At 63.8% G+C, this 22,266-nt stretch carries 25 protein-coding genes; 18 read left to right on the top strand and 7 right to left on the bottom strand.

From position 1 onward, the window contains the following. Positions 1–14: 14 nt before the first annotated feature. Entirely contained in the window at positions 15–860 is an 846-nt protein-coding gene (locus BM160_RS13180) for an IclR family transcriptional regulator (protein ID WP_092006108.1), read from the bottom strand. 343 nt (positions 861–1,203) lie between these two features. Here BM160_RS13180 and BM160_RS13185 point away from each other — a divergent pair, with 343 nt between their 5' ends. The 6 genes from BM160_RS13185 to BM160_RS13210 all read left to right on the top strand — a co-directional run bounded on the left by BM160_RS13185 (position 1,204) and on the right by BM160_RS13210 (position 5,947). Further along, positions 1,204–1,950 (top strand): SDR family oxidoreductase, encoded by a 747-nt coding sequence (locus BM160_RS13185; protein ID WP_092006111.1) that lies wholly within the window; start codon positions 1,204–1,206, stop codon positions 1,948–1,950. A gap of 30 nt (positions 1,951–1,980) precedes the next feature. After that, complete coding sequence (locus BM160_RS13190) at positions 1,981–2,838, top strand: fumarylacetoacetate hydrolase family protein (RefSeq protein ID WP_092006114.1); 858 nt, start codon at positions 1,981–1,983, stop codon at positions 2,836–2,838. 88 nt (positions 2,839–2,926) lie between these two features. Then, positions 2,927–3,598: an amino acid ABC transporter permease gene (locus BM160_RS13195; protein ID WP_092006117.1), complete on the top strand. Its 672-nt coding sequence runs from the start codon at positions 2,927–2,929 to the stop codon at positions 3,596–3,598. Beyond that, positions 3,598–4,248: an amino acid ABC transporter permease gene (locus tag BM160_RS13200; protein ID WP_092006120.1), complete on the top strand. Its 651-nt coding sequence runs from the start codon at positions 3,598–3,600 to the stop codon at positions 4,246–4,248. The genes BM160_RS13195 and BM160_RS13200 overlap by 1 nt, the downstream gene beginning before the upstream one ends. A gap of 84 nt (positions 4,249–4,332) precedes the next feature. After that, complete coding sequence (locus BM160_RS13205; protein ID WP_092006123.1) at positions 4,333–5,154, top strand: transporter substrate-binding domain-containing protein; 822 nt, start codon at positions 4,333–4,335, stop codon at positions 5,152–5,154. A 46-nt stretch (positions 5,155–5,200) separates the two neighbouring features. After that, positions 5,201–5,947 (top strand): amino acid ABC transporter ATP-binding protein, encoded by a 747-nt coding sequence (locus BM160_RS13210; RefSeq protein ID WP_092006126.1) that lies wholly within the window; start codon positions 5,201–5,203, stop codon positions 5,945–5,947. Positions 5,948–5,992: 45 nt separating this feature from the next. Here BM160_RS13210 and BM160_RS13215 read toward each other — a convergent pair whose 3' ends face one another. After that, positions 5,993–7,495, bottom strand: a complete 1,503-nt coding sequence (locus BM160_RS13215; RefSeq protein ID WP_092006129.1) for a MocR-like pyridoxine biosynthesis transcription factor PdxR — start codon at positions 7,493–7,495, stop codon at positions 5,993–5,995. 154 nt (positions 7,496–7,649) lie between these two features. Between BM160_RS13215 and BM160_RS13220 the strand changes: the two genes are divergently transcribed. From BM160_RS13220 to BM160_RS13240, 5 genes are all read left to right on the top strand, one after another. Further along, positions 7,650–8,915, top strand: a complete 1,266-nt coding sequence (locus BM160_RS13220) for a 4-aminobutyrate--2-oxoglutarate transaminase (RefSeq protein ID WP_092006132.1) — start codon at positions 7,650–7,652, stop codon at positions 8,913–8,915. A gap of 10 nt (positions 8,916–8,925) precedes the next feature. Beyond that, positions 8,926–10,377, top strand: a complete 1,452-nt coding sequence (locus tag BM160_RS13225; protein WP_092006135.1) for an NAD-dependent succinate-semialdehyde dehydrogenase — start codon at positions 8,926–8,928, stop codon at positions 10,375–10,377. Positions 10,378–10,540: 163 nt separating this feature from the next. Next, positions 10,541–11,518: a Bug family tripartite tricarboxylate transporter substrate binding protein gene (locus BM160_RS13230; protein ID WP_092006138.1), complete on the top strand. Its 978-nt coding sequence runs from the start codon at positions 10,541–10,543 to the stop codon at positions 11,516–11,518. Positions 11,519–11,574: 56 nt separating this feature from the next. Then, positions 11,575–13,164, top strand: a complete 1,590-nt coding sequence (locus BM160_RS13235) for a gamma-glutamyltransferase family protein (protein WP_092006141.1) — start codon at positions 11,575–11,577, stop codon at positions 13,162–13,164. An 84-nt stretch (positions 13,165–13,248) separates the two neighbouring features. Beyond that, positions 13,249–14,055, top strand: a complete 807-nt coding sequence (locus BM160_RS13240) for a sulfite exporter TauE/SafE family protein (protein WP_092006144.1) — start codon at positions 13,249–13,251, stop codon at positions 14,053–14,055. Positions 14,056–14,146: 91 nt separating this feature from the next. Here the strand turns inward: BM160_RS13240 and BM160_RS13245 are convergent, their stop codons facing one another. Further along, the gene (locus BM160_RS13245; protein WP_092006147.1) at positions 14,147–14,971 is read right to left on the bottom strand and encodes an MBL fold metallo-hydrolase; all 825 of its coding nucleotides are present in this window, start codon (positions 14,969–14,971) and stop codon (positions 14,147–14,149) included. Between the two features lie 137 nt (positions 14,972–15,108). Here BM160_RS13245 and BM160_RS13250 point away from each other — a divergent pair, with 137 nt between their 5' ends. From BM160_RS13250 to BM160_RS13275, 6 genes are all read left to right on the top strand, one after another. Then, positions 15,109–15,429, top strand: coding sequence for an ArsR/SmtB family transcription factor (locus BM160_RS13250; protein ID WP_092006150.1), 321 nt, complete (start codon positions 15,109–15,111; stop codon positions 15,427–15,429). After that, positions 15,429–15,863: a YeeE/YedE family protein gene (locus tag BM160_RS13255; RefSeq protein ID WP_092006153.1), complete on the top strand. Its 435-nt coding sequence runs from the start codon at positions 15,429–15,431 to the stop codon at positions 15,861–15,863. The genes BM160_RS13250 and BM160_RS13255 overlap by 1 nt, the downstream gene beginning before the upstream one ends. A gap of 9 nt (positions 15,864–15,872) precedes the next feature. After that, positions 15,873–16,286, top strand: a complete 414-nt coding sequence (locus BM160_RS13260) for a DUF6691 family protein (protein WP_092006156.1) — start codon at positions 15,873–15,875, stop codon at positions 16,284–16,286. 135 nt (positions 16,287–16,421) lie between these two features. Next, positions 16,422–17,024, top strand: coding sequence for a DUF1326 domain-containing protein (locus BM160_RS13265; RefSeq protein WP_092006159.1), 603 nt, complete (start codon positions 16,422–16,424; stop codon positions 17,022–17,024). 12 nt (positions 17,025–17,036) lie between these two features. Then, a complete protein-coding gene (locus BM160_RS13270) occupies positions 17,037–17,867 on the top strand; it encodes a DUF2182 domain-containing protein (RefSeq protein ID WP_092006162.1) in 831 nt (276 codons plus the stop codon). Next, positions 17,860–18,747 carry a DMT family transporter gene (locus BM160_RS13275; protein ID WP_092006165.1) on the top strand — a complete coding sequence of 296 codons (888 nt, stop codon included), beginning with the start codon at positions 17,860–17,862 and terminating at the stop codon, positions 18,745–18,747. The genes BM160_RS13270 and BM160_RS13275 overlap by 8 nt, the downstream gene beginning before the upstream one ends. Positions 18,748–18,763: 16 nt before the next feature. Here BM160_RS13275 and BM160_RS13280 read toward each other — a convergent pair whose 3' ends face one another. Genes BM160_RS13280 through dacB form a run of 4 tightly spaced genes read right to left on the bottom strand, consistent with a single transcriptional unit; the run spans position 18,764 to position 21,320 of the window. Continuing rightward, complete coding sequence (locus BM160_RS13280) at positions 18,764–19,105, bottom strand: zinc ribbon domain-containing protein YjdM (protein WP_092006167.1); 342 nt, start codon at positions 19,103–19,105, stop codon at positions 18,764–18,766. 47 nt (positions 19,106–19,152) lie between these two features. Next, complete coding sequence (gene cutA / locus BM160_RS13285; RefSeq protein WP_255368878.1) at positions 19,153–19,533, bottom strand: divalent-cation tolerance protein CutA; 381 nt, start codon at positions 19,531–19,533, stop codon at positions 19,153–19,155. 15 nt (positions 19,534–19,548) lie between these two features. Further along, positions 19,549–19,821: a SemiSWEET family sugar transporter gene (locus tag BM160_RS13290; protein WP_177219014.1), complete on the bottom strand. Its 273-nt coding sequence runs from the start codon at positions 19,819–19,821 to the stop codon at positions 19,549–19,551. Then, a complete protein-coding gene (gene dacB / locus BM160_RS13295; RefSeq protein ID WP_092006226.1) occupies positions 19,818–21,320 on the bottom strand; it encodes a D-alanyl-D-alanine carboxypeptidase/D-alanyl-D-alanine endopeptidase in 1,503 nt (500 codons plus the stop codon). Before dacB ends, BM160_RS13290 begins: the two co-directional genes overlap by 4 nt. A 159-nt stretch (positions 21,321–21,479) precedes the next feature. On the opposite strand from dacB, the gene tsaB reads away from it, so the two are divergent. Further along, a complete protein-coding gene (gene tsaB / locus BM160_RS13300; RefSeq protein WP_177219015.1) occupies positions 21,480–22,253 on the top strand; it encodes a tRNA (adenosine(37)-N6)-threonylcarbamoyltransferase complex dimerization subunit type 1 TsaB in 774 nt (257 codons plus the stop codon). The last annotated feature ends 13 nt before the right edge of the window (positions 22,254–22,266 follow it).

The raw sequence follows: 22,266 nt of genomic DNA on the forward strand, positions 1-22,266 counted from the left end.
GGCAGGGCTGGCGTTCAGGAACTCGCGGGCGTGGCCTGCGCGTCGTAGCCCAGTCGCAGCGATAGCCGGGCACAAATATCCGCTAGTGCGGTCTTGATCTGCTCCTTGCTGGGAGTGGGCGTGCCGTCGATACGCGCAATATGCGGGATGTTGATGGCGGCAATCACGCGCTGGCCCAGGCCCCATACCGGAAAGGCGATATTCGTGACGCCCTGGATCTGGATGCTGGGCATCATGGCGTAGCCGGTTTTGCGCACCGCCATCAACAGTGAAAACAACTGCCCCGGATCGATGTCGAGCTCTCCCTCGACCTTGATGTGCTTGCCCAGCATGCGCGTGCGCGTCACTTCGTCCTGATAGGCCAGCAGCACATGGCCCGAGGACGTATCACTTAAGCCCATGAGGACTCCGACCTTCAGGCCGAAGGACCAGCGTTCAGGGCTGTCGACCTGCGCGATCACGATCACCCGGCCGTCCTGATAAATCGTCAGGTGGGCCGATTGGCGTGTGCGCTCGGCCAGCTCTTGCAGCAAAGGCAGCGCGGCGTCCACCAGCGACTTGACCGGCGGCTGGCGATGCGCCAGGGCAAACATCTTCAAGGTCAGGGTGTAGCGGTCATTCTGGTCGGCCTGAATGTAGCCCCGACGCTGCAGTGTCACAACCATGCGAAAAATTTCGTTCACATTGCGCTGCAGCACCTGACTCAGCTGATTGAGCGTATAGCCGTCAGCGCTGGCGCTCAGGGCTTCAAGAATATCCAATCCTTTGTCCAGCGCCGGGGCGCTATAGCGGGCATTGGTGTCCGGTTCACTCTGGTTGGCGGTCTCTGTCGCCAGGTCGGAAGGTTGCTGCGTGTTCATAAGGTGCTGACATCGCTGTGGTGTTGTGTGTGGCGATGATAACCGTGGCCGTTACAAAAGCCATTGTAAAAAATCACATATAAAAATAAATTCCATTTATGAAAATAAAAACCAAGGGAAAACGCTGAGTTATCTGGGCTAAAAAATCACACATACTCTCGACGAAGTGAAAATCGAGCTCTTGAATATAAGAAATCAATTTTTATATACGAAATAAATTGCAGGGATGCAGGCTTGAGGTTCTGCGCAGAAGGCGGACCGAGCAGGTACTTGTCGCAGCGCGTTTGACCTGCCTATCGGTGCTTGGGTCGCCGTGTCCCGTCACCTTTGTATTGGAGAAGAGATGGTTGGTCGTTTAGCAGGAAAAACAGCATTGATCACTGCCGCTGCACAAGGCATTGGCCGTGCCACAGCGGAGTTGTTCGCACGCGAAGGCGCCACCGTCATCGCGACCGACATCAACCAGGAGTTGTTGGCTAGCCTGCAGGGTTGCCGGGTTTTCAAGCTCGATGTCACGCGCAGCGACGACATTGCCGCGCTGGCGGCAGAAGTGGGCGCGATTGACGTGCTGTTCAATTGCGCCGGTTATGTCCACGACGGCAACATCCTTAACTGTGACCGCCAGGCCTGGGATTTTTCCTTCGCGCTCAACGTGACGGCCAGCTATGAAATGGTCAAGGCATTTTTGCCCGGCATGCTGGCGCGCGGCCAGGGCTCGATCATCAACATGGCCTCGGCGGCGTCCAGCGTCAAAGGCGTGCCCAACCGTTTTGTCTATGGTGCCAGCAAGGCGGCCGTGATCGGCATGACCAAAGCCATTGCCGCAGATTTCGTGGCGCAGGGCATACGTTGCAACGCGATTTGCCCGGGTACTGTCGAATCGCCTTCGCTACAGGCGCGCATTGCCTCGCAAGCCGGCAAGTACGACAAAACCGTCGATCAGGTGCGCGCCGACTTTGTCGCGCGTCAACCGATTGGCCGGGTTGGGCGGGCAGAGGAAATTGCTGCGCTGGCCTTGTACCTGGCGTCCGATGAGTCGGCCTTTACCACCGGTACGGCACAGATCATTGACGGCGGCTGGTCCAACTGAGTTGACCCTGACCTCACCAAAAGGAAACCTATGAAATTACTACGCTATGGGCCGGTTGGCCAGGAAAAGCCCGGCATTCTCGATGCCCAGAACGCGGTGCGCGATCTGTCCGGCGTGATTGGCGACCTGACGGCCGAGCATCTCTCGCCGCAAGGGCTTGAGGCCTTGCGAAAGATTGATCTCTCCATGCTGCCGGTGGTGGCGCAACCCGGACGAATTGGCACACCTTACGCGGGTGTGGGCAAGTTCATCTGTGTCGGTCTGAACTACAGCGACCATGCGGCAGAAACCGGCGCTGCAGTGCCGGCCGAACCCATCCTGTTTAACAAGTGGTCGCGCGCCACCGGTCCCAACGACACCGTTGTGATCCCCCAGAACTCGTTGAAAACCGACTGGGAAGTGGAACTGGGCGTAGTGATAGGCACCAAGGCGCGTTACGTTCCCCTGGAGACGGCGCTGCAGCATGTGGCGGGTTACTGCGTGATCAACGATGTGTCGGAGCGCGAGTACCAGATCGAGCGCGGCGGCACCTGGGACAAGGGCAAAGGCTGCGATACCTTTGGCCCCATAGGCCCTTGGCTGGTCACGTCGGACGACGTGGCCGATCCGCAAAAGCTGGGCATGTGGCTGGAGGTCAATGGAAAGCGTTTTCAAAACGGCAATACGCAGACCATGATCTTCACGGTGGCCTACCTGATTCACTACATCAGCCAGTTCACCACCCTGTATCCGGGCGACCTGATCTCGACCGGCACGCCACCTGGCGTCGGACTGGGGCAGAAGCCTCCCGTCTACCTCAAGGACGGCGATGTCATGCGCCTGGGTATCGAGGGCCTGGGCGAACAGATGCAACAGGCTCGCGCCTGGGATGCGGCCCTGCTGGATTGAGCGATCGAGGGGCCAGGGCCGTGCGTTTGCACGCACGGCCACCAGCCTTTCTTGCCATCACGTCTTCCCACACAAACTTTGAATGTCCATGAGCTACGCTTTCGAGTTCGACACGGTGTTTCAGGCCTGGCCCTTGTTGCTAGAGGGCACGCTACAGACGATCAAGCTGTCTTTCGCCGCCATGGTGATCGGCCTTTGCATCGCCGTGGTCTGCGCCTGGGGGAAGATCCATGGCGGGCGGCCGGTGAAGTGGTTGATCAATGCCTATATAGAACTGATCCGCAACACGCCATTTCTGATCCAGCTGTTTTTCTTCTTCTTTGCGCTGCCCAGCGTCGGTGTGCAATGGTCGCCCACCACGGCGGCGCTGGTGGCGATGTTCGTCAACCTGGGCGCCTTTTCTGCCGAGATCATCCGCGCCGGCATCGAGTCGATTCCCAAGGGGCAGATAGAGGCGGGGCTGGCGCTCAACCTCAAGCCCTATCAGATCTTCATTCACGTCGTTCTCAAGCCCGCTTTGAAAACGATATTTCCGGCGCTCTCGAGTCAATTCATTTTGCTGATGCTCACGTCCAGCGTCGTCTCGGCAATTTCAGCCGATGACCTGACCTCGGTGGCTGCCAGCCTGCAGTCCGAAACCTTCCGAAGTTTCGAAATCTACATCGTCGTCACGACCATTTATTTCGCGCTGTCCATGCTGTTTATTGGCCTGTTCAAGCTGTGCTACCAGCGCTTTCTTGACTATCCGAGTACCAAGTAATGCGTGATTTTTCCTTCTCAGACGTCTGGTTGATTGTTGAAGCGGTCCGCTGGACACTGGCGCTGTCATTGATCGCACTGATAGGCGGCGGCCTGGGCGGCCTGGTGGTGGCGCTTTGCCGCACTGCCGACCACAAGGTATTGCGCTCACTGGCGCGCAGCTTCATCCTGGTATTTCAGGGCACGCCGCTGCTGCTTCAACTGTTTTTGATCTTTTTCGGCTTGCCTGTCATGGGGCTGGATGTGAGCCCCTGGGTCGCGGCCGGCTTTGCCCTGGTGCTGAACACCAGTGCATTTTTTGGCGAAATCTGGCGTGGTTGCATAGAAGCCGTGCCGCATGGCCAGACCGAGGCCAGCAAAGCGCTGAACCTGAGCTATGCCCTCCGTTTTCGCTATGTGATCTTGCCGCAGGCGTTCCGGATCGCTGTTGCGCCCACGGTCGGCTTCATGGTCCAGATCATCAAGGGCACCTCGCTGACCGCGATCATCGGTTTTGCGGAATTGACCCGTACCGGCCAGGTGGTGAACAACGCCACCTTTGCACCCATGGAGGTGTTTGGCCTGGTGGCCGCCCTCTATTTCTGCTTGTGTTGGCCGCTGTCCAGATGGGCCGATCACTTGGAAGCACGCCTGAAGCTATCAGTCAGGTAGCCCAAGGTATTTCATAAAAAGAACCGGTACCCATCAGCCGGCATACACATGGATTCGGGACGCCCGATAAACAAAGGAAACAACATGCGATTCAAGACCCTGAAAACAAAGCTCTATACCTCGGCCCTGGCATTGCTGGGCGCAAGTGCGCTCATGGCGACATCCCTGGCGCATGCCCAAGGCGACTACCTAGCCTCGATCAAGCAACGCGGCACCATCAAGGTCGGCATCGTGGTCGACTTCCCACCCTATGGCGTGACAGACAGCAATAACCAGCCCGACGGCTACGATGCCGATGTCGCCAAGCTGCTGGCCAAACAACTGGGCGTCAAGCTCGAGCTGGTGCCGGTGACCGGACCCAACCGAATTCCCTATCTGCTGACCGACAAGACCGATGTGCTGGTAGCGTCCTTGGCCATCACGCCAGAGCGCGAGAAGCAGGTGCAGTTCTCCAACCCTTACTCCGCCGCCGGCATGGTGCTGCTGGGCCCCAACAATGTCAGCGTCTCCTCGGCAGAAGACTTGAAGCGCTACAAGATTGGTGTGCCCCGTGCCAGCACCACAGACCTGGGCGTGACGAAAGTTGCACCAGCCGGAACCAATATCCGACGCTTTGACGACGACGCCTCCGCCCTGCAGGCCATGATGGCAGGCCAGGTTGATCTGGCTGGCACGTCGACGGCCATTGCCTCCCAGGCGCAGAAAAGAGCACCCGGCCGCTTCGAGATCAAGTACAAGATCAATGAGCAGCTGATGGGCATCACGATGCGCAAGGACAGGCCTGAACTGCTGGCCGCCATGAATGCCTTCATCGCGACCAACGTTGCCAACGGCCAGCTCAATCAGCTGTTTGAAAAGTGGATAGGTTCGCCGCTGCCCGACACGGTCAAAAAGCCGGCCAAATAAGCCAGTCCCAGATTTTTTCAAAGCCTTTTCGTGAGTGTGCTTCGCAATGAGTAATGACAGTCAAATTATTGAGTTCAGCCAGGTCGAGAAATGGTATGGCGATTTCAAGGTACTGAAAGACATCAACCTGTCGGTCAAGACTGGCGAGCGCATTGTCATTTGCGGGCCATCGGGTTCGGGAAAGTCAACGCTGATCCGATGCATCAACGGGCTGGAAACCATACAGCGCGGGCGCATCAAGGTGAACGGCATCGACCTCACCAGCTCCACTCGTCATGTGGAGCAGGTGAGGCGGCATGTCGGCATGGTGTTCCAGCAGTTCAACCTGTTTCCACACCTGACCATTTTGCAGAACTGCATCCTGTCGCCGATGAAGTCATTGAATATGGGCCAGGCGCAAGCCGAAGCGATCGCCATGGATTATTTGCGCCGGGTGCGCATTCCCGAGCAGGCCAACAAGTATCCCAGCCAGTTGTCCGGCGGCCAGCAGCAGCGGGTGGCCATCGCTCGCGCCCTGTGCATGAAACCGCAGATCATGCTGTTCGACGAACCCACCTCGGCGCTGGATCCAGAGATGGTCAAGGAAGTGCTGGACACCATGATTTCCCTGGCTGAAGATGGCATGACCATGCTGTGCGTGACCCACGAAATGGGTTTTGCCCGCAGCGTGGCAGACCGCGTGATTTTCATGTCTCAAGGTGAAATTCTGGAACAGGCGCCGCCTGAGGATTTTTTCAAGAATCCGCAGCATGAGATCACCCGTAATTTTCTCGGGCAAATCCTCAACCACTAAGCGGCGTCATTCAATGCGCCCGGCGAAGCGGGGCTTGGCCGCGGCTCAGCGCCGCTTACCTTGATCCAGGCAGCCTAGCAACAGCTCAAAGGCCGGCGCTATGGCCTCCTCGGGCACGCAGGCGTAGCCTAGCAACAGGCCGCGCTGCACGCTGGACCCTATGAAATAACGCGACAGCGGCCGCACGATGATGCCGCGCTGACGGGCGGCCTCGGCGATGGCGACATCGTCGCTGTCGTCGGGCAGGCGCAGCACCAAGTGCAGGCCGGCGTTGCTGCCGTGCTCGTGCAGCGCCGCCGGCCCCAGATAGCGCTCCACCAGCCCGGCCAGGATGGCGCGCCGCTTGGCGTAGAGCAGGCGCATGCGGCGTATGTGGGCGGCATAGTCGCCGGCCTGCATGAATTCGGCGATGGTGGCCTGCGTCATCAGGTGGCCGGAACGGTAGATATCGGAATGGGCGGTCTGGAAGGCACCGGCCAGCGCGCGCGGCAGCACCAGGTAGCCCATGCGCAGGCCGGGATACAGCGTCTTGCTGAAGGTGCCGACATAAATCACCGGCGCATCCGGCTCCAGGCCCTGCAGCGAGGGGATGGGCTGGCCGGAGAAGCGGAACTCGCTGTCGTAGTCGTCCTCTACGATCCAGCTGCCGTTTCTGTGCGCGAATTCCAGTAGCGCACGCCGGCGCTTCAAGCTCATCACGGCGCCCAGCGGGTACTGGTGCGAGGGCGTGACAAAGACAAAGCGCGGCGCGGGCGCGTCCCGGCCGGCCTCGCCATTGGGTAGCATCAGCCCTTCCTCGTCGACCGGCATGGGCACCACGCGCATGTCGCTGACCTGCAAAATGCCGCGTATGCCCCAATAGCTGGGCTCCTCCACCCAGGCCTGCTCGCCCGACGAGCCAAGCAGCTTGACCACCAGGTCTATGGCCTGGTGTATGCCCTCGGTGATCAGCACTTGGTCGGCGTCGCAGCGCACCGAGCGCGCCACCCGCAAATGATTCGCCACCGCTTCGCGCAGCGCCGGCAGGCCGCCGCCATGGCCGTAGCTCAGCCATTCGGGCGGCGGCCGGCGCCACAGGCGCGCCGCGATCTGGGCGTAGCGCCGGTGCGGAAAACGCGTGACGTCAGGCACCCCCGGCATGAAAGCGCCCCATTGCCGGGGCGAGGCCGAGGCATTGGCCAGCAGCAGCAACCCGCGCGGCGACAGCCCCGACATGGCCGACGGCCGCTGCTCTGCGGCGGCGGCCGCGGTGGCGTTGAGGTAGCTCTCGGGCGCGGTGGCGGCCACAAAGGTGCCGCTGCCGGTACGCGCATGCACATAGCCTTCGGCCAGCAGCTGCTCGTAGGCATACATCACCGTGTTGCGCGACAGGCCCAGTTCGGCGGCCAAGTCGCGCGAGGGCGGCAGGCGCGTGGCCGGGGCCAGGCTGCCGTCCTGGATGGCGCTGCGCAGGCATTCGTAAAGGCCGCGGTTGAGCGGCTTGCCCAGCGCCGCTGCGCCGTCGGGACCGAGGCGCTGGAGCAGCAGGTCGCCGCAGATTGATCTCAAATTGGCACCATCATATTTGTTGAAGTGGCACTTTATTCTAGGGCCAAACACGGTTCAAATAAATCCAGCTCATCGCCGTGACGGCCTGCCGGCGATTCACCATGCCACCGGTCGGCGGCTGCCGACTATTTCTCACATGACCAGGACAGACACCATGAAGAACCTCGAATTGAACCAGCGCCGCGCCCTCGCCACCCCGCGCGGCGTGGGCGTGATGTGCGATTTCTACGCCGAGCGTGCGGAAAATGCCACGCTGTGGGATGTGGAAGGCCGCGCCTACACCGACTTCGCCGCCGGCATCGCCGTGCTCAATACCGGCCACCGCCACCCGCGCGTGATGCAGGCCGTGAGTCAGCAGCTGGAGCGCTTTACCCATACCGCCTACCAGGTCGTGCCCTACGAGAGCTATGTCTCGCTGGCCGAGCGCATCAACGCGCTGGTGCCTATCGATGGACTCAACAAGACCGCCTTGTTCACCACCGGCGCCGAAGCGGTGGAGAACGCCGTCAAGATCGCTCGCGCCCATACCGGCCGCCCGGGCGTGATTGCCTTCTCCGGCGCCTTCCACGGCCGCACCATGCTAGGCATGGCGCTGACCGGCAAGGTCGTGCCCTACAAGGTGGGTTTCGGTCCCTTCCCGTCGGACATCTACCACGCCCCTTTCCCCAGCGAACTGCAGGGGGTCAGCACCGCCCAGGCGCTGCAGGCACTTGAAGCCCTGTTCAAGACCGACATCGACCCGCGCCGGGTCGCCGCCATCATCATTGAGCCGGTGCAGGGCGAAGGCGGCTTCCAGGCCGCTCCTGCCGACTTCATGCAGGGACTGCGCGCGGTCTGCGACCAGCACGGCATCGTGCTGATCGCAGACGAGATCCAGACCGGCTTCGGCCGTACCGGCAAGCTGTTTGCCATGGCGCACTACGATGTGCAGCCCGACCTGATCACCATGGCCAAGAGCCTGGCCGGCGGCATGCCGCTGTCCGCCGTCTGCGGCCGCGCCGAGATCATGGATGCGGCCCTGCCCGGCGGCCTGGGCGGTACCTATGCCGGCAATCCGCTGGCCGTGGCGGCCGCCCATGCGGTGATAGACACCATTGCCGAAGAAGGCCTGTGCGAGCGCGCCAGCGAACTCGGCACGCAGCTGAAGCAGCACCTGCAGGCTGCACGCCAGCACTGCCCGGCGATTGCCGATGTGCGCGGGCTGGGCTCCATGGTGGCCGCCGAGTTTTACGACCCGGCCACGGGACAGCCCAGCGCCGAGCACGCCAAGCGGGTGCAGCAACGTGCCCTGGCCGCCGGTCTGCTGCTGCTGACCTGCGGCAGCTATGGCAATGTGATCCGCTTCCTCTATCCGCTCACCATCCCGCAGGCGCAGTTCGACGCGGCGCTGCTGGTGCTGACGCAGGCATTGGCGGAATAAGGAGATGAGCATGAATCTGCAACACCCCGGGCTGCTGCGCAGCGCCTGCCTGATTGACGGCGAATGGTGCGCGGCCGCCAGCGGCGAGGTGCTGGCCGTGCACAACCCAGCGACCCATGAGCTGGTCGGCACGGTGCCCAAGGCCGGCACTTTGGAAACGCAGCAGGCCGTGGCCGCCGCCGCCCGCGCGCTGCCGGCCTGGAGCGCCCTGACCGGCAAGGCACGCGCCGTGGTGCTGCGGCGCTGGGCCGACCTGATGCTGGAGCACCAGGAAGACCTGGCGCAGCTGATGACGGCCGAGCAAGGCAAGCCGCTGGCCGAAGCGCGCGGCGAAGTGGCTTATGCCGCCTCCTTTCTCGAGTGGTTTGGCGAGGAAGCCAAGCGCGTTGACGGCGAAGTGCTGGCCAGCCCGCGCGCCAACCAGAAGCTGCTGGTGCTGCGCCAGCCGGTGGGCGTCTGCGCGGCCATCACGCCGTGGAATTTCCCGGCTGCCATGATCACGCGCAAGGTCGGCCCGGCATTGGCCGCCGGCTGCACCATGATCATCAAGGCGGCCGAACAGACGCCGCTGACCGCGCTGGCGCTGGCCGTGCTGGCCGAACAGGCCGGCGTGCCGCGCGGCGTGCTGCAGGTGGTGACCGGCGACCCGGTGCAGATAGGCGGCGTGCTGTGCGCCAGCCCCATGGTGCGCAAGCTCAGCTTCACCGGTTCGACGGAAATCGGCCGCCTGCTGATGGCGCAGTGCGCCGGCACCGTGAAAAAGCTGTCTTTGGAGCTGGGCGGCAACGCGCCGCTGATTGTCTTCGAGGACGCCGACCTGGACCGCGCGGTGGAAGGCATTCTGGCCTCCAAGTTTCGCAACAGCGGCCAGACCTGCGTCTGTGCCAACCGCATCTATGTGCACGACAAGGTCTATGACGAGGTCGCGCGCCGGCTGGTCAGCGCGGTCGCAGCACTGCGTCCTGGCCATGGGGTGGACAGCGGTATCACGCAAGGTCCGCTGATCGACGAGGAGGCGGTGGCCAAGGTCGAGTCGCATATCGCCGACGCCATCGCGAAGGGTGCCAGCGTGCTCACAGGCGGCAAGCGCCACGCCCTGGGCGGCACCTTTTTCGAGCCCACCGTGCTGGTCGGGGCGACGGCGTCCATGCGCGTCGCGCGCGAGGAAACCTTTGGCCCGCTGGCGCCGCTGTTTCGCTTCGGCAGCGACGAGGAAGTGGTGGCCATGGCCAACGACACCGAGTTCGGCCTGGCGGCCTATTTCTTCTCGCGCAACCTGTCCCGCGTGTGGCGCGTGGCGGAAGCCCTTGAATATGGCATGGTCGGCATCAATACCGGCATGATCTCGAATGAAGTCGCGCCCTTCGGCGGCATCAAGCAGTCCGGCCTGGGCCGCGAAGGCTCGCGCCACGGCATCGACGAGTACCTCGAGATGAAATACCTGTGCATGGAACTGGATTGACAAGAACAGGGTGAATGGATTCACCCATCAGCAAGCGGCCCGTCGCCCTCAAGCAGGGCGCCGTGCCGGGGACGCGCCACCATTTTGGCGTATGACGGAAAGAGGATGAGCACTTGATTCCTGCGGGACGGGTGACATCGCTGTTATTGATAAAGGTTGCATCATGCGATTTACTGTTATTCGTGCTTGCCTTGCCATCGCCGCACTGACGGCCTCGTCCTTGTCGCTGGCGCAGAACGCACATAACTGGCCGACCCAGCCGGTGCGCATCGTCGTGCCCTTCCAGGCGGGCTCCGCCACCGACCTGATTTCCCGCCAGATCGGCTTCGGCCTCAGCAAGGAATATGGCCAGACCTTCATCGTGGAGAATCGCCCCGGCGCGGCTGCCATGATAGGCAGCGAAGCGGTGGCGCGCGCGCCCGGCGACGGCTATAGCTTGTTGATGTCCGGCCCTGCATCCATGGTGACCAATCGCTTTCTCTACAAGAAGCTGAGCTATGACCCGGATGCCTTCGAGAAGGTTGCCGTGGTGGCGATCACGCCCAACATCCTGCTGTCCAGCCCTTCGCTGCCCTTCAAGACCCTGCCCGAGATGGTGGCCTATGCCAAGGCCAATCCCGGCAAGCTGACCTATGCCTCCTTCGGCGCCGGCACCACCTCGCACATGGCGGGCGAGATGCTCAAGGCCCTGGCCGGTATCGATATTGTTCACGTGCCCTACAAGGGTGCCAGCGAGGCGATTCCCGCGCTGCTGTCGGGCCAGGTTTCCATGTACTTCGACACCATCATGACCGGACTGCCCCATGTGAAGTCAGGGAAACTGCGCGCGCTCGGCATGTCCAACAGCAAGCGCTCGGCTATGGCGCCTGACATCCCCACCATCGCCGAGCAGGGCTACCCCGGCTTTGATATCGCGCCCTGGTACGGCATCGTTGCGCCCAAGGGCACGCCGCCAGAGATCGTCAGCAAGCTCAACGTCTCCATCAACAAGCTGCTCAAGGAAACGAGCTTTCGCGAACGCCTGGCGACCACCGGCGCCGAGCCGCGCGGCGGCAGCGTGGCGGAGTTCAATGCCATGGTCAGCGCCGAGATTCCGCGCACCGAAAAGCTGGTGAAGCAGTCCGGCCTGAGCATGCAGTAAACGGCGGCTCGCCAGTCCTTACGCCCACCCTTTCTTATCTTCTGAATTGAGCCCTTATGTTGCCCTTTGACTGGACCTTTCCCTATCCGTCCCAAAAAATGCCTTTGCTGGCCGCCAACGCGGTCAGCACCAGCCAGCCGCTGGCCGCGCAGGCCGGCCTGCGCATGCTGTACCAGGGCGGCAACGCCATCGACAGCGCCATCGCCAGTGCCATCGCGCTGACGGTGGTGGAGCCGGTGATGAACGGCATAGGCGGGGACATGTTCGCCCTGGTCTGGCACGAAGGGCAGTTGTACGGACTCAACTCCAGCGGACGCGCGCCTTCCAGTTGGACGCCTGAGCATTTCGCCGGGCGCGAGCGCATGCCTTCGGTGGGCTGGGATACCGTCACCGTGCCCGGCCAGGTGGCGGGCTGGAAGGCGCTGTCGGCGCGCTTTGGCAAGCTGCCGTTTGCACGCCTGTTTGAGCCGGCCATCGAGTACGCGGAGCACGGTTTCCTGGTCTCGCCGCAGATCGCGCGGCAGTGGGCGGCGCAGGTGCCGGTGCTGGCCGAGCAGCCGGGCTTTGCCCAGGCATTTTTGCGCGATGGCCGGGCCCCGCAGGCGGGCGAGCGCTGGCGCTTTCCGGAGCAGGCCGCCACGCTGCAGCGCATTGCCGAGAGCGATGGCGAGAGCTTTTACCAGGGTGAGCTGGCCGAGCGCATCGTCGCCTTCGCCAAGAAGACCGGTGGCGCCATCAGTGCCGACGATCTGGCGCAGCACCGCTACGACTGGGTGACACCGCTGGCGCAGAACTTTCGCGGCTACACGCTGCACGAAATTCCACCCAATGGCCAGGGGATCGCCGCGCTGATCGGCCTGGGCATTCTCGACCGCTTCGACCTGGAAGGCATGGGCCGCGACAGCGCCGATTTCTGCCATGTCAGCGTCGAGGCCATGAAGCTCGCCTTCGCCGACCTGCACGCCCATGTGGCGGACCCGGTCAGCATGCAGCATTCGCCCGCTGCTTTCCTCGATCCGGCCTACCTGGACGAGCGCGCGGCGCTGATCGACATGAAGCGCGCCAGCACGCCAGGCGCTGGCATGCCCAAGACCGGCGGCACCGTCTACCTGGCTGCGGCCGACGCGGCGGGCTCCATGGTGTCCTTCATCCAGTCCAACTACCGCGGCTTCGGCTCGGGTGTGGTGGTGCCGGGCACCGGCATCGCCCTGCACAACCGCGGCGAGGGCTTTAACCTCACGCCTGGCCACGCCAACTGCGTCGGGCCGCGCAAGCAGCCCATGCATACCATCATTCCCGGTTTTGTCACGCGCCAGGGCGCGCCGGTGATGGCTTTCGGCGTGATGGGCGGCTCCATGCAGGCGCAAGGCCATGTGCAGATGATGGCGCGGCTGGCCGCCTTCGGACAAAACCCGCAGGCCATGAGCGACGCGCCGCGTTTTCGCGTGGAAAAAGGACCGGTGGTGAACGTCGAGGCGCACATGCCGCAAGACGTGGTGGCGACGCTGCGCGCGATGGGGCACCGGATCGAGGTGGCGCCGTCAGACAGCCTGGAGTTCGGCTCGGCCCAGCTCATCTACAAGACGGAGCACGGCTATATCGCCGCTTCCGATTCGCGCCGCGACGGCCAGGCCGTGGGTTTTTAAGAGCTAAGAAGATGCGCCAGCAGGCGGGCGCGGCTCAGGCCGCGTCCGCCTTTTGGCTTGACTGCAGCGTAGTGAAAGATGGGTATGGACATTTCCTTTATTGTTATTTTGGTACTGCTTGGCCTGGCCACGGGCTTTGCCGCTGGCTTGCTCGGTATTGGCGGCGGCATGATTCTGGTGCCCTTGTTCACGCTGATCTTTAGCGCGCGCGGCTTTCCGCCAGACCATGTGGTGCATATCGCCATCGCGACCTCGCTCGCCACCATTTTGTTCACCTCGATTTCCAGCGTCCGTGCGCACCACAAGCGCGGCGCGGTCATCTGGCGCATCGCCTTGTTGCTGGTGCCCGGCATCCTGGTCGGCTCCTGGATTGGCCCCATGATTGCCGCACGTCTGAACACGGCGGTGCTGGCGGGTTTCTTCGGCATCTTCGTGATCTTTTCGGCCTGGAAGATGTTGAGTAAAAAGAAGCAGGCGGCTGGCCGTCAGCTGCCAGGGCAAATGGGCATGAGCGCGGCGGGGGCCGGCATAGGCACGCTCTCGGGCATGGTGGGCGCTGGCGGCGGCTTTATATCCGTGCCCTTCATGACCTGGTGCAACGTGCCCATCCACAATGCGGTGGCGACATCGGCCGCCTTGGGCTTTCCCATCGCCCTGGCCGGCACCTTGAGCAATGTCTACAACGGCTGGTCCATGAGCGGCCTGCCGGCGGGATCGGTCGGCTTTGTCTATCTGCCCGCCTTTGCCGCCGTGGCACTGGCCAGCATACTCACCGCCCCGCTGGGCGCCAAGGCGGCCCATGCGCTCGATGTGAAGCAGCTCAAGACGGTGTTTGCCTACGTGCTGTTCGTGCTGGCGGCCTATATGCTGTGGAAAGCCGTGCGCAGCTGATGCCGCATCCGGCCGCACGTCGTGTTGCAGACCGCGTTATCTTCTTGATGCCTGTCACCAGCCGCCGGGTTCTCCAGGCCTCAAGCCGGTACTAGTGCCGCGCCAGCGTGTTCAGCGGAATGCGCAGATAGGCCACGCCGTTGTCGTCGGGCGGCGGCAGCTGTCCGGCGCGCACATTGATCTGAATCGACGGCAGAATCAGCGTTGGCATGTCCAGTGTGACATCGCGTGCGGTGCGCATGGCCACGAAGGCTTCTTCGCTGATGCCCTCATGCACATGGATGTTGTGAGCCCGTTGTTCGGCCACCGTGCTCTGCCATCGGGGCTGACGCGACGCCGGCGGGTAGTCGTGGCAGACGTAGAGCGTGGTGTCTGGCGGCAGCGTCAGCAGTCTTTGGATGGAGCGGTACAAGTGGTGCGCATCACCGCCGGGAAAGTCGGCCCTGGCGGTGCCCACGTCGGGCATGAACAGGGTGTCGCCGACAAAGGCCGCTCCATCCACCAGATAGGCCATGTCGGCCGGGGTGTGACCAGGCACCAGCAGCGCCCTGGCTTCGGTCTGGCCAATCATGAAGCTTTCACCGTCCCTGAATAAATGGTCGAACTGACTGCCGTCGGGCAGAAAACCGCGTTCCAGGTTGTAGATTTTCTTGAAGCTCGCCTGCACCTCGCGGATGTGCTCGCCTATGGCGATGCGCCCGCCCAGCTGCTGCCGCAAATAGTGCGCGCCCGACAGGTGGTCGGCATGGGCGTGGGTTTCAAGAATCCAGGCTAGCTGCAAGCCGCTGTCCCGCAAATAGGCCGTCAGCCGATCGACCGAGCGCGTGTCGGTATGGCCGGACTTGAAGTCGTAGTCAAGCACCGGATCTATCACCGCCGCCTGTTTGCTCGCATGGTCCCAGACCACGTAGGACACCGTCCAGGTCGTGGGGTCGAAGAAGGCTTGGGTGGTGTTTTGGCTGGCATGCGAGTCTCTGGCGGCCCATCAATGTATTGACATATATTATGTTTATTTATATATTGATGTCAAATTGAGCTTGTGAGCCTTCAACCATGTCTTCTTCCCCTGCGATAGATCCCCAGGCCTTGCGTCATGCCGCAGGGCAGGCCGTCGCCACGCTCAAGCTGCTGGCCAATGAGGAGCGGCTGCTGCTGCTGTGTCAGTTGTCCCTGGGCGAAATGTGTGTCAGCGAGCTGGAGGCGCAGCTGGACATTCACCAACCCACGCTGTCGCAGCAGCTGGGCGTGTTGCGCAGCGAAGCGGTGGTGAACACGCGGCGCCAAGGCAAAAACATCTTCTACAGCATCGCCGATCCGGCGCTGCTGGAAATCCTGGCGGTGCTGCACCGCCTCTATTGCTCCAAGGAAAACTGATGACCCCAGACTGGAATGCCTTTACGCCCTGGTCGGCGCTGGCCGGTGGCGCCCTGATTGGGCTGGCGGCCGCTTTGTTGCTGCTGCTCAACGGCCGCATTGCCGGCATCAGCGGTGTGCTGGGCGGGCTGCTCAGGCCGGCCAAGGGCGATATCGCATGGCGGGCTGCCTTTGTGCTTGGCCTGATAGGCGCGCCGCTGGTTTATGCGCTGTTTCGGTGGCCGCCCCAGCCGCAGATTGATGCGCAATACCCCGCGCTGATCGCCGCCGGCCTGCTGGTCGGCGTGGGCACCCGCTACGGCGGGGGCTGCACCAGCGGCCATGGGGTGTGCGGGCTGTCGCGCCTGTCGCCGCGCTCGCTGGTCGCCACCGTTGTGTTCATGGCGGCGGGCTTCGCCACCGTGTTCGCGCTGCGTCATCTGTTCTCGTTTTAAGGCGCTCTCATGGTTGTCATCACTTCGCTGTTGGCCGGCCTAATTTTTGGTCTTGGCCTCATCGTTTCCGGCATGGCCAACCCGGCCAAGGTGCTCGGCTTCCTGGATCTGTTCGGTCGCTGGGATCCGTCGCTGGCGCTGGTCATGGCCGGCGCCATTGGCGTGGGCTTAGTGGCTTTTTTTGGGGCGCGCAAACGCCAGCTTTCTTGGCTGGGCGCCGACATCAAGTGGCCCACGGCGCGCCACATCGACCGCCGGCTGGTGATTGGCAGCACCTTGTTCGGCATAGGCTGGGGCATCGCCGGTTTTTGCCCCGGCCCTGGGCTGGTCGCGCTGGGCATGGGCGAGATCAAGGCGCTGGTGTTTGTGGCCGCCATGCTCGCCGGCATGGGGTTGTTCGAGTGGCTGGAGCGGCGCCGCTAGCGCTGGCGACTGTACCGGCCGGCTGGTCCGCCATTGAACTTGACTTGCTTCATCATGCGGCGGAGAATTATTTCCCCCTTGCCGCCCAAGTCACGACGACAAGCCCGTGTTCGCGTGGTTTCAATGGAGGTCGGTATGAGCTATCACCTTGAAGGTCGTCTGCTCGAGGTTTGCAACTGCAACGTCTTGTGTCCTTGCTGGATAGGCGAGGACCCTGACAACGGCACCTGCGACACCATAGTCGCATGGCGCATAGACAAGGGAATGGTCGACGGCGTCGATGTAGGCGGCAACACCATCGCCGCCGTGGCCCATGTCCCCGGCAACATCCTGCAAGGCAACTGGAGGGCCGCGATCTACATCGACGAGCAGGCCTCCAAGGCGCAGGAAGAGGCGCTGCTCAAGGTCTACACCGGGCAGGCCGGCGGACCGGTCGCCGATCTCGCCAAGCTGATCGGCGAGGTCGTCTCGGTGGAGCGAGCGCCCATTCGTTTCACCGTCGAGGAGGGCAAGGGCTTGCTCGAAATCGGCACGAACTATTTCGCCGAACTCGAGCCCTATAGGGGCGCGATGGGTGGGCTGACGGTCCTGTCCGATACCGTGTTCTCGACCGTGCCGGGCGCACCGGTGTTTGTCGGCAAGGCGCCGACTTATCGATCCAAAAACGCCGCCCTCGGCATAGACCTGGATATCAAGAACCACAACGCCCTGCAGAGCACCTTCGTCTTCGACGCGTGAGCGGGTGCTGCCATGAGCGCCACCGAGGGCGTTGCGCCGGCGAGCCCAGGCTTGGCCGGCGCCTCCCGTCACCGCCGCGTCTTCCTGCCCATACTGAGCGCATTGATTGCGCTCGCCTGGCTGAGCTTGTGGGCATGGGCGCGCAGCCCCTACGGACGCTACCTCGAGCATGAGGACTGGACCACGTCCGGGCCGGCGGCATTTCTGTGCCGTGCCGTTCCCGCTGGCGACGTGGTCGTGCCCATGGTGCTCTACGCCGGCGCCTGGATACTGATGACGGCCGCCATGATGCTACCGACCACCTTGCCCTTGTTCAACGCCTTTGATCGCCTGACGGCTCAGCGCCCTGATCACGGGCGCCTTCTTACCCTGCTGGGCCTGGGCTATATGGCGGTGTGGGGCGGCTTCGGCTTGCTGGCGCATGCACTGCACGGCGCGCTGCTGTCCCTGCTCGCCAGCGTCCCCGCGCTGGCTTGGCATGGCTGGCTCATAGGCGCTGCTACCCTGGCCCTGGCCGGCGCCTTTCAGTTCAGCAAGCTCAAGTACCGCTGCCTGGAAAAGTGCCGCACGCCCTTGAGCTTCGTGATGGCGCACTGGCGTGGCGAGCGCCAGGCGCAGCACGCCTTCGCGCTGGGTGCGCAGCATGGCCTGTTCTGCGTCGGCTGCTGCTGGGCCTTGATGCTGTTGATGTTCGCGCTGGGCACCGGCAGCCTGGGCTGGATGCTGCTGCTGGCGGCTGTCATGGCGATTGAAAAAAACGTGCGCTGGGGCCGGCGTCTCAGCGCGCCGCTTGGTGTTGCGCTGCTGGGCTGGGCCGCGGTTGTGGTGGCGACCCATGTCTGAGGCGCACGCCGGCCTGCCCGTGCTGCGGACCGCCTTCCTCACCGCGATGGCGATGCTGGCCTTCGCGGCCAACTCGCTGTTGTGCCGGCTAGCCTTGCAGCAGGGGGCCATAGACCCGACCAGCTTTGCCAGCATACGGCTGGTTTCCGGCGCGCTCACGCTGGCGCTCATGGTGCGGCTGCGGCCGCAAGGGGTGGCGCCCGGCCGGGCCGACTGGTTGTCTGCGGCCATGCTGTTTGCCTATGTCGCTTTCTTCTCTTTCGCCTATCTCAGCTTGTCGGCGGGAACGGGCGCATTGATTCTGTTCGGCGCGGTGCAACTGACGATGTTCGGCGTGGGCCTGCGCTCGGGCGAGCGCTTCGGGCTGGTTGCCTGGTCAGGCCTGGCACTGGCGGTGGCGGGCCTGGTCTACCTGGTTTTGCCGGGTGTCGCCGCGCCGCCGCTACTGGGCGCCTTGTTGATGGCCATCGCTGGCATCGCATGGGGCGTGTATTCGCTGCGCGGTCGCGGCGTGGCCGACCCGCTGGCCGCCACCGCCAGCAACTTCGCGCGGGCGGCGCCGCTGGCCTTGGTGCTGAGCCTGCTTTTCGTTGGCAAGGCTCACGCGGATGCGGCCGGGATTGCCCTGGCCATTGCCTCCGGCGCGCTCACCTCCGGCATCGGCTATGTCATCTGGTATGCGGCGCTGGGCCAGCTTTCCGCCCTGCGCGCCGCCACGGTGCAATTGTCGGTGCCGCTGATCGCCGCCTTGGGCGGCGTGCTGTTCCTGGCGGAAGCGGTTACACCGCGCCTGGCGACGGCCTGTGCGGCGATTCTCGGCGGCATTGCCCTGGTGTTGGGCAGCAGGGCCAAGCAGGCGAAGACGCCAAAGAAGCCATAGCCATCGTTGCGGGCTTTCAGACCTTCTTCAGGTAGCAGGCCTTGAGCATGAAGCTGCCGCCGTCCATCTTGCAATCGACCTCGTGGTCGCCGCCCACCAGACGTATGCTTTTGACCTTGGTGCCCATCTTCAAAACGGTGGATGAACCCTTGACCTTCAGGTCCTTGATCAGCACCACGGCATCGCCATCGGCCAGCGCGTTGCCGTTGGCGTCCTTGATCACCGCGTCGGTGCTGTCGTCGGTGTCGGCAAGGGCCAGCATGGGCCATTCATGGCCGCAGTCGGCGCACACATAGTTGTCCGCATCCGGGTAGGTGTTTTCCATCGCGCATTGGGGGCAGGCGGGGGTGGTGCTCATGGTCGGGGTCGCATCGCAAAGGGTGGGGGGCTGCAGAGTATCGTTGATCAAGGCGCTGGCTCGTCCCGCGTGCCCTGGTCCAGCCAGCGCAGGTAGTCGGCTGAGCCGGCGCTGATGGCAAGCTGCACGATCTCCGGTGTTTCATAGCTGTGGTGCTGGCGTATGAAGCGTTCCAGGGCCGCAAAGCGCGCTTGCCTTGTCTTGATGGCCAACTGCCATTCCGGCTCGGCGCAGACCGCGCCCTGCCAGCGGTAAATGCTTTTGATGGGCTGGATCTGTACGCAGGCGCCCAGCCGCGCCTCGACAATCAAGCGGGCCAGGGTGTCGGCCTGTTCTTCGCTGGCCGCGCTGGTGAGCACCAGGCAAAAAGGGCTGGTCTGATTCATCCCATCATTGGCCGCCATTTCGTGCGTATGCGCAAGAGCCATGTGGCGCACCCGGGTTTAGCGGCCGCCGGGCGAGCGCCCGTACAGCAGCTTCATGGTCAGAATCGCCAGTGCCAGCAGCAACGTGACGGCATTGGCAATCACCAGCGGCCAGGCGCCCAGCAGCAGGCCATAGGTCAACCACAAGGCCACGCCGACGGTGAACACGCTGTACATGCCCAGCGAGATGCCGCTGACATCGCGGCTGCGAAAGGTGAGCCAGGCCTGCGGTGCAAAGCTCAGGGTGGTCAGCAGGGCGGCCATGAAGCCGATCAGCTCGGTCGCGCTCACCGGCTGCCTTCCTGCACCGCCCAGTCCACCAGCGCCTCCAGCGCCGGCCTGGCCGCCGGTGCATTCGGATGATTGACCATGGCCACCACCACCAGGCGGCGGCCGCTGGGCGTGTGCACATAGCCGGCCAGCGCGGTGCTGTCGCGCAGGGTGCCGGTTTTCAGATGCGCCCAGCCTTGCGAGATGCGGGATTTATTGCGCTTGAGCGTGCCGTCCACGCCGGTGATGGGCAGCGAGGCCATCAGCTCGGGCATGTTGCCCGACACATAGGCGGTTTGCAGCATGCGCGCCAGGCCTTGCGGCGTGATGCGCTCCTGCCGCGACAGGCCGGAGCCGTTGTCCAGCACCGGCACATCCTGCTCGCCAAAGCGCAGCTGCCACCAGCTGCGCAGCAGCTCGCGCGAAGCCTCGTTGCTGGCCACGCCGTAGCGCTGCTGGCTGAAGGTGAGGAAGAGTTGCTGCGCCATCACGTTGTTGCTGTATTTGTTGATGTCGCGAATCACCTCGGCCAGCGGCGGCGACGCCGTTTCGAAGGCCGGTTTCTGCCTGGCCGCGGCCTGGCCGTCACGCACGCGGCCGCCCAGCTTGCCGCCCATTTCCTGCCACAGCCCGGCGACGGCGCGCTCGGCGTAGCTGGCCGGGTCGGGGTAGGCGATGGCCCAGGTTTTTTCGCCGCAGGCCGGGGCGTAGCCGCCCTTGAAGGCGATGCGCTGGGGGTCGGTAAAGTCGGCCTTGAGCTGGGCCCGGTAGTCGCCGCAATCGCCCAGCGCCGACGCGCCGTTGGCGTTCGTTGCCAGCGGCACGCTGGTCTGCAGCTGCACGCCGGCCAAAGGCGGCTCAAAGTTGACGCTGGCCTGGCCGTTGCCGGCGTTGGGCGTGAAGGTCATCACCACCGACTTGTAGTTGATCAGCAGCGCATCGGGCACCACGTTGTAGGGGCGTAGCGACTCGCCGTCGAAGTCACCCGGATTTTGCGCGCTGGCGGCAAAGGCGCTGCGGTCCAGCAGGATGTCGCCGCTGATGCTCTTGATGCCCAGGCCTTGCACCCGGCGCAGTAGCAGCCACAGCCGCTCTTGCACCAGCTTGGGGTCGCCCTTGCCCTGGATGATGAGGTTGCCGGCAAGCACGCCGTCGGCGATGGAGCCGTCGACATACACCGCCGTGTTCCAGGTGTAGGCCGGCCCCAGCAGCTCCAGCCCGGCATAGGTGGTGACCAGCTTCATGACCGAGGCCGGGTTCATGGCGCTGCCGGCGCGCCAGCTCAGCAGCGGCGTCGCCTTGCCGTTCAGCGCGGGCGCGGCGTCCACCACCATGACGCCCAGCGCCTCGCGCGGCACCTTGGCGCGGGCCAGCAGCGCCTCCACCTCGGCGGGCAGGCTCTGGGCGGCGGCCTGAAGGCTGGCCAGCGCGGCCAGGCCTGTGAGCAGGCCGGCGGCCAGGCGCGCCATCAGTCGGCGGGGTGGTCGGGCTGCTGGGGTGTGAGTGGGGCGAAAAAGCATGCGGACAATTATCTGTCCCATGCCGGCCCGGCTGGCAGGCCGGATAATCGCTGCATGCGCGCGCCTGAGCGGCGGCCGATCTGGCGCGCTGCTCTTGTTTGAAAACTATGATTTTGATAGCTGCTTGCGCCCGTGTAGATTGGGCTATAGCCATATTTAATGCCAAAACCTGTGAAATTCCTCGCCTTTGACACCAGCACCGACCGCCTGTCGGTGGCGCTGACCGATGGCCTGAGCGTCTGGCAGCACAGCGGGCCTGGCGGCGCGCAGGCTTCCACCACGCTGATTCCGGCCATCCTGGCCTTGCTGGCCGAAGCCGGCCTGGCGCTGGGCGAGCTCGATGCGATTGCCTTTGGCCGCGGCCCCGGCTCCTTCACCGGCCTGCGTACCGCCTGCGCCGTGGCCCAAGGCCTGGCCTTTGGCGCCAGAGACGGCGCCGGCATGCCGGTGCTGCCCATAGACACGCTGATGGCGGTGGCGGAAGAAGCGCGCTTTCAGCGGGCCGGTGGAGCCAGCCTGGCGCCGGCCGACGCGCCGCTGCGGGTCACCGCGCTGCTGGATGCCCGGATGGATGAAATGTATGTGCAGCACTATGAATTCCGTAGCGGTGTCTGCATGCCATTGCAAGACTGCGAGCTGATTCGACCCGAAAACCTGGTGCTGACATCGCCCCCCGATCTGCTCGCCGGCAATGTCTTTGGCGTCTACGCCGCCCGTCTGCCGGCCAGCCTGGCCGGCTTGGCCCAGGCCGAGGCTTTGCCAACGGCCACGGCGCTGCTGCGGCTGGCGCCGGCGCTGGCCGCCGCCGGCCATTGCGTAGCCGCGGCGCAGGCCCTGCCGCTGTATGTGCGCGACAAGGTGGCCCAGACCACCGAAGAGCGCGCCCGCATCAAGGCCGATGCCGCCGCCGCGGCCATCGCCCAACCGAGCTGAAACCGGCACCCGC

Origin of the sequence: Polaromonas sp. OV174 (genome assembly GCF_900112285.1) — a bacterium.
In the GTDB taxonomy this organism is placed as follows: Bacteria; Pseudomonadota; Gammaproteobacteria; order Burkholderiales; family Burkholderiaceae_C; genus Polaromonas.

Coding starts and splice junctions, on each gene's coding strand:
- BM160_RS13240 (WP_092006144.1), top strand. CDS start 13,249: ATGGACATTTCCTTTATTGTTATTTTGGTACTGCTTGGCCTGGCCACG.
- BM160_RS13235 (WP_092006141.1), top strand. CDS start 11,575: ATGTTGCCCTTTGACTGGACCTTTCCCTATCCGTCCCAAAAAATGCCT.
- BM160_RS13205 (WP_092006123.1), top strand. CDS start 4,333: ATGCGATTCAAGACCCTGAAAACAAAGCTCTATACCTCGGCCCTGGCA.
- BM160_RS13270 (WP_092006162.1), top strand. CDS start 17,037: ATGAGCGCCACCGAGGGCGTTGCGCCGGCGAGCCCAGGCTTGGCCGGC.
- BM160_RS13280 (WP_092006167.1), bottom strand. CDS start 19,105: ATGAGCACCACCCCCGCCTGCCCCCAATGCGCGATGGAAAACACCTAC.
- BM160_RS13210 (WP_092006126.1), top strand. CDS start 5,201: ATGAGTAATGACAGTCAAATTATTGAGTTCAGCCAGGTCGAGAAATGG.
- dacB (WP_092006226.1), bottom strand. CDS start 21,320: ATGCTTTTTCGCCCCACTCACACCCCAGCAGCCCGACCACCCCGCCGA.
- BM160_RS13230 (WP_092006138.1), top strand. CDS start 10,541: ATGCGATTTACTGTTATTCGTGCTTGCCTTGCCATCGCCGCACTGACG.
- BM160_RS13220 (WP_092006132.1), top strand. CDS start 7,650: ATGAAGAACCTCGAATTGAACCAGCGCCGCGCCCTCGCCACCCCGCGC.
- BM160_RS13195 (WP_092006117.1), top strand. CDS start 2,927: ATGAGCTACGCTTTCGAGTTCGACACGGTGTTTCAGGCCTGGCCCTTG.
- BM160_RS13190 (WP_092006114.1), top strand. CDS start 1,981: ATGAAATTACTACGCTATGGGCCGGTTGGCCAGGAAAAGCCCGGCATT.
- tsaB (WP_177219015.1), top strand. CDS start 21,480: ATGCCAAAACCTGTGAAATTCCTCGCCTTTGACACCAGCACCGACCGC.
- BM160_RS13265 (WP_092006159.1), top strand. CDS start 16,422: ATGAGCTATCACCTTGAAGGTCGTCTGCTCGAGGTTTGCAACTGCAAC.
- BM160_RS13260 (WP_092006156.1), top strand. CDS start 15,873: ATGGTTGTCATCACTTCGCTGTTGGCCGGCCTAATTTTTGGTCTTGGC.
- BM160_RS13200 (WP_092006120.1), top strand. CDS start 3,598: ATGCGTGATTTTTCCTTCTCAGACGTCTGGTTGATTGTTGAAGCGGTC.
- BM160_RS13255 (WP_092006153.1), top strand. CDS start 15,429: ATGACCCCAGACTGGAATGCCTTTACGCCCTGGTCGGCGCTGGCCGGT.
- BM160_RS13250 (WP_092006150.1), top strand. CDS start 15,109: ATGTCTTCTTCCCCTGCGATAGATCCCCAGGCCTTGCGTCATGCCGCA.
- BM160_RS13225 (WP_092006135.1), top strand. CDS start 8,926: ATGAATCTGCAACACCCCGGGCTGCTGCGCAGCGCCTGCCTGATTGAC.
- cutA (WP_255368878.1), bottom strand. CDS start 19,533: ATGGCTCTTGCGCATACGCACGAAATGGCGGCCAATGATGGGATGAAT.
- BM160_RS13180 (WP_092006108.1), bottom strand. CDS start 860: ATGAACACGCAGCAACCTTCCGACCTGGCGACAGAGACCGCCAACCAG.
- BM160_RS13275 (WP_092006165.1), top strand. CDS start 17,860: ATGTCTGAGGCGCACGCCGGCCTGCCCGTGCTGCGGACCGCCTTCCTC.
- BM160_RS13185 (WP_092006111.1), top strand. CDS start 1,204: ATGGTTGGTCGTTTAGCAGGAAAAACAGCATTGATCACTGCCGCTGCA.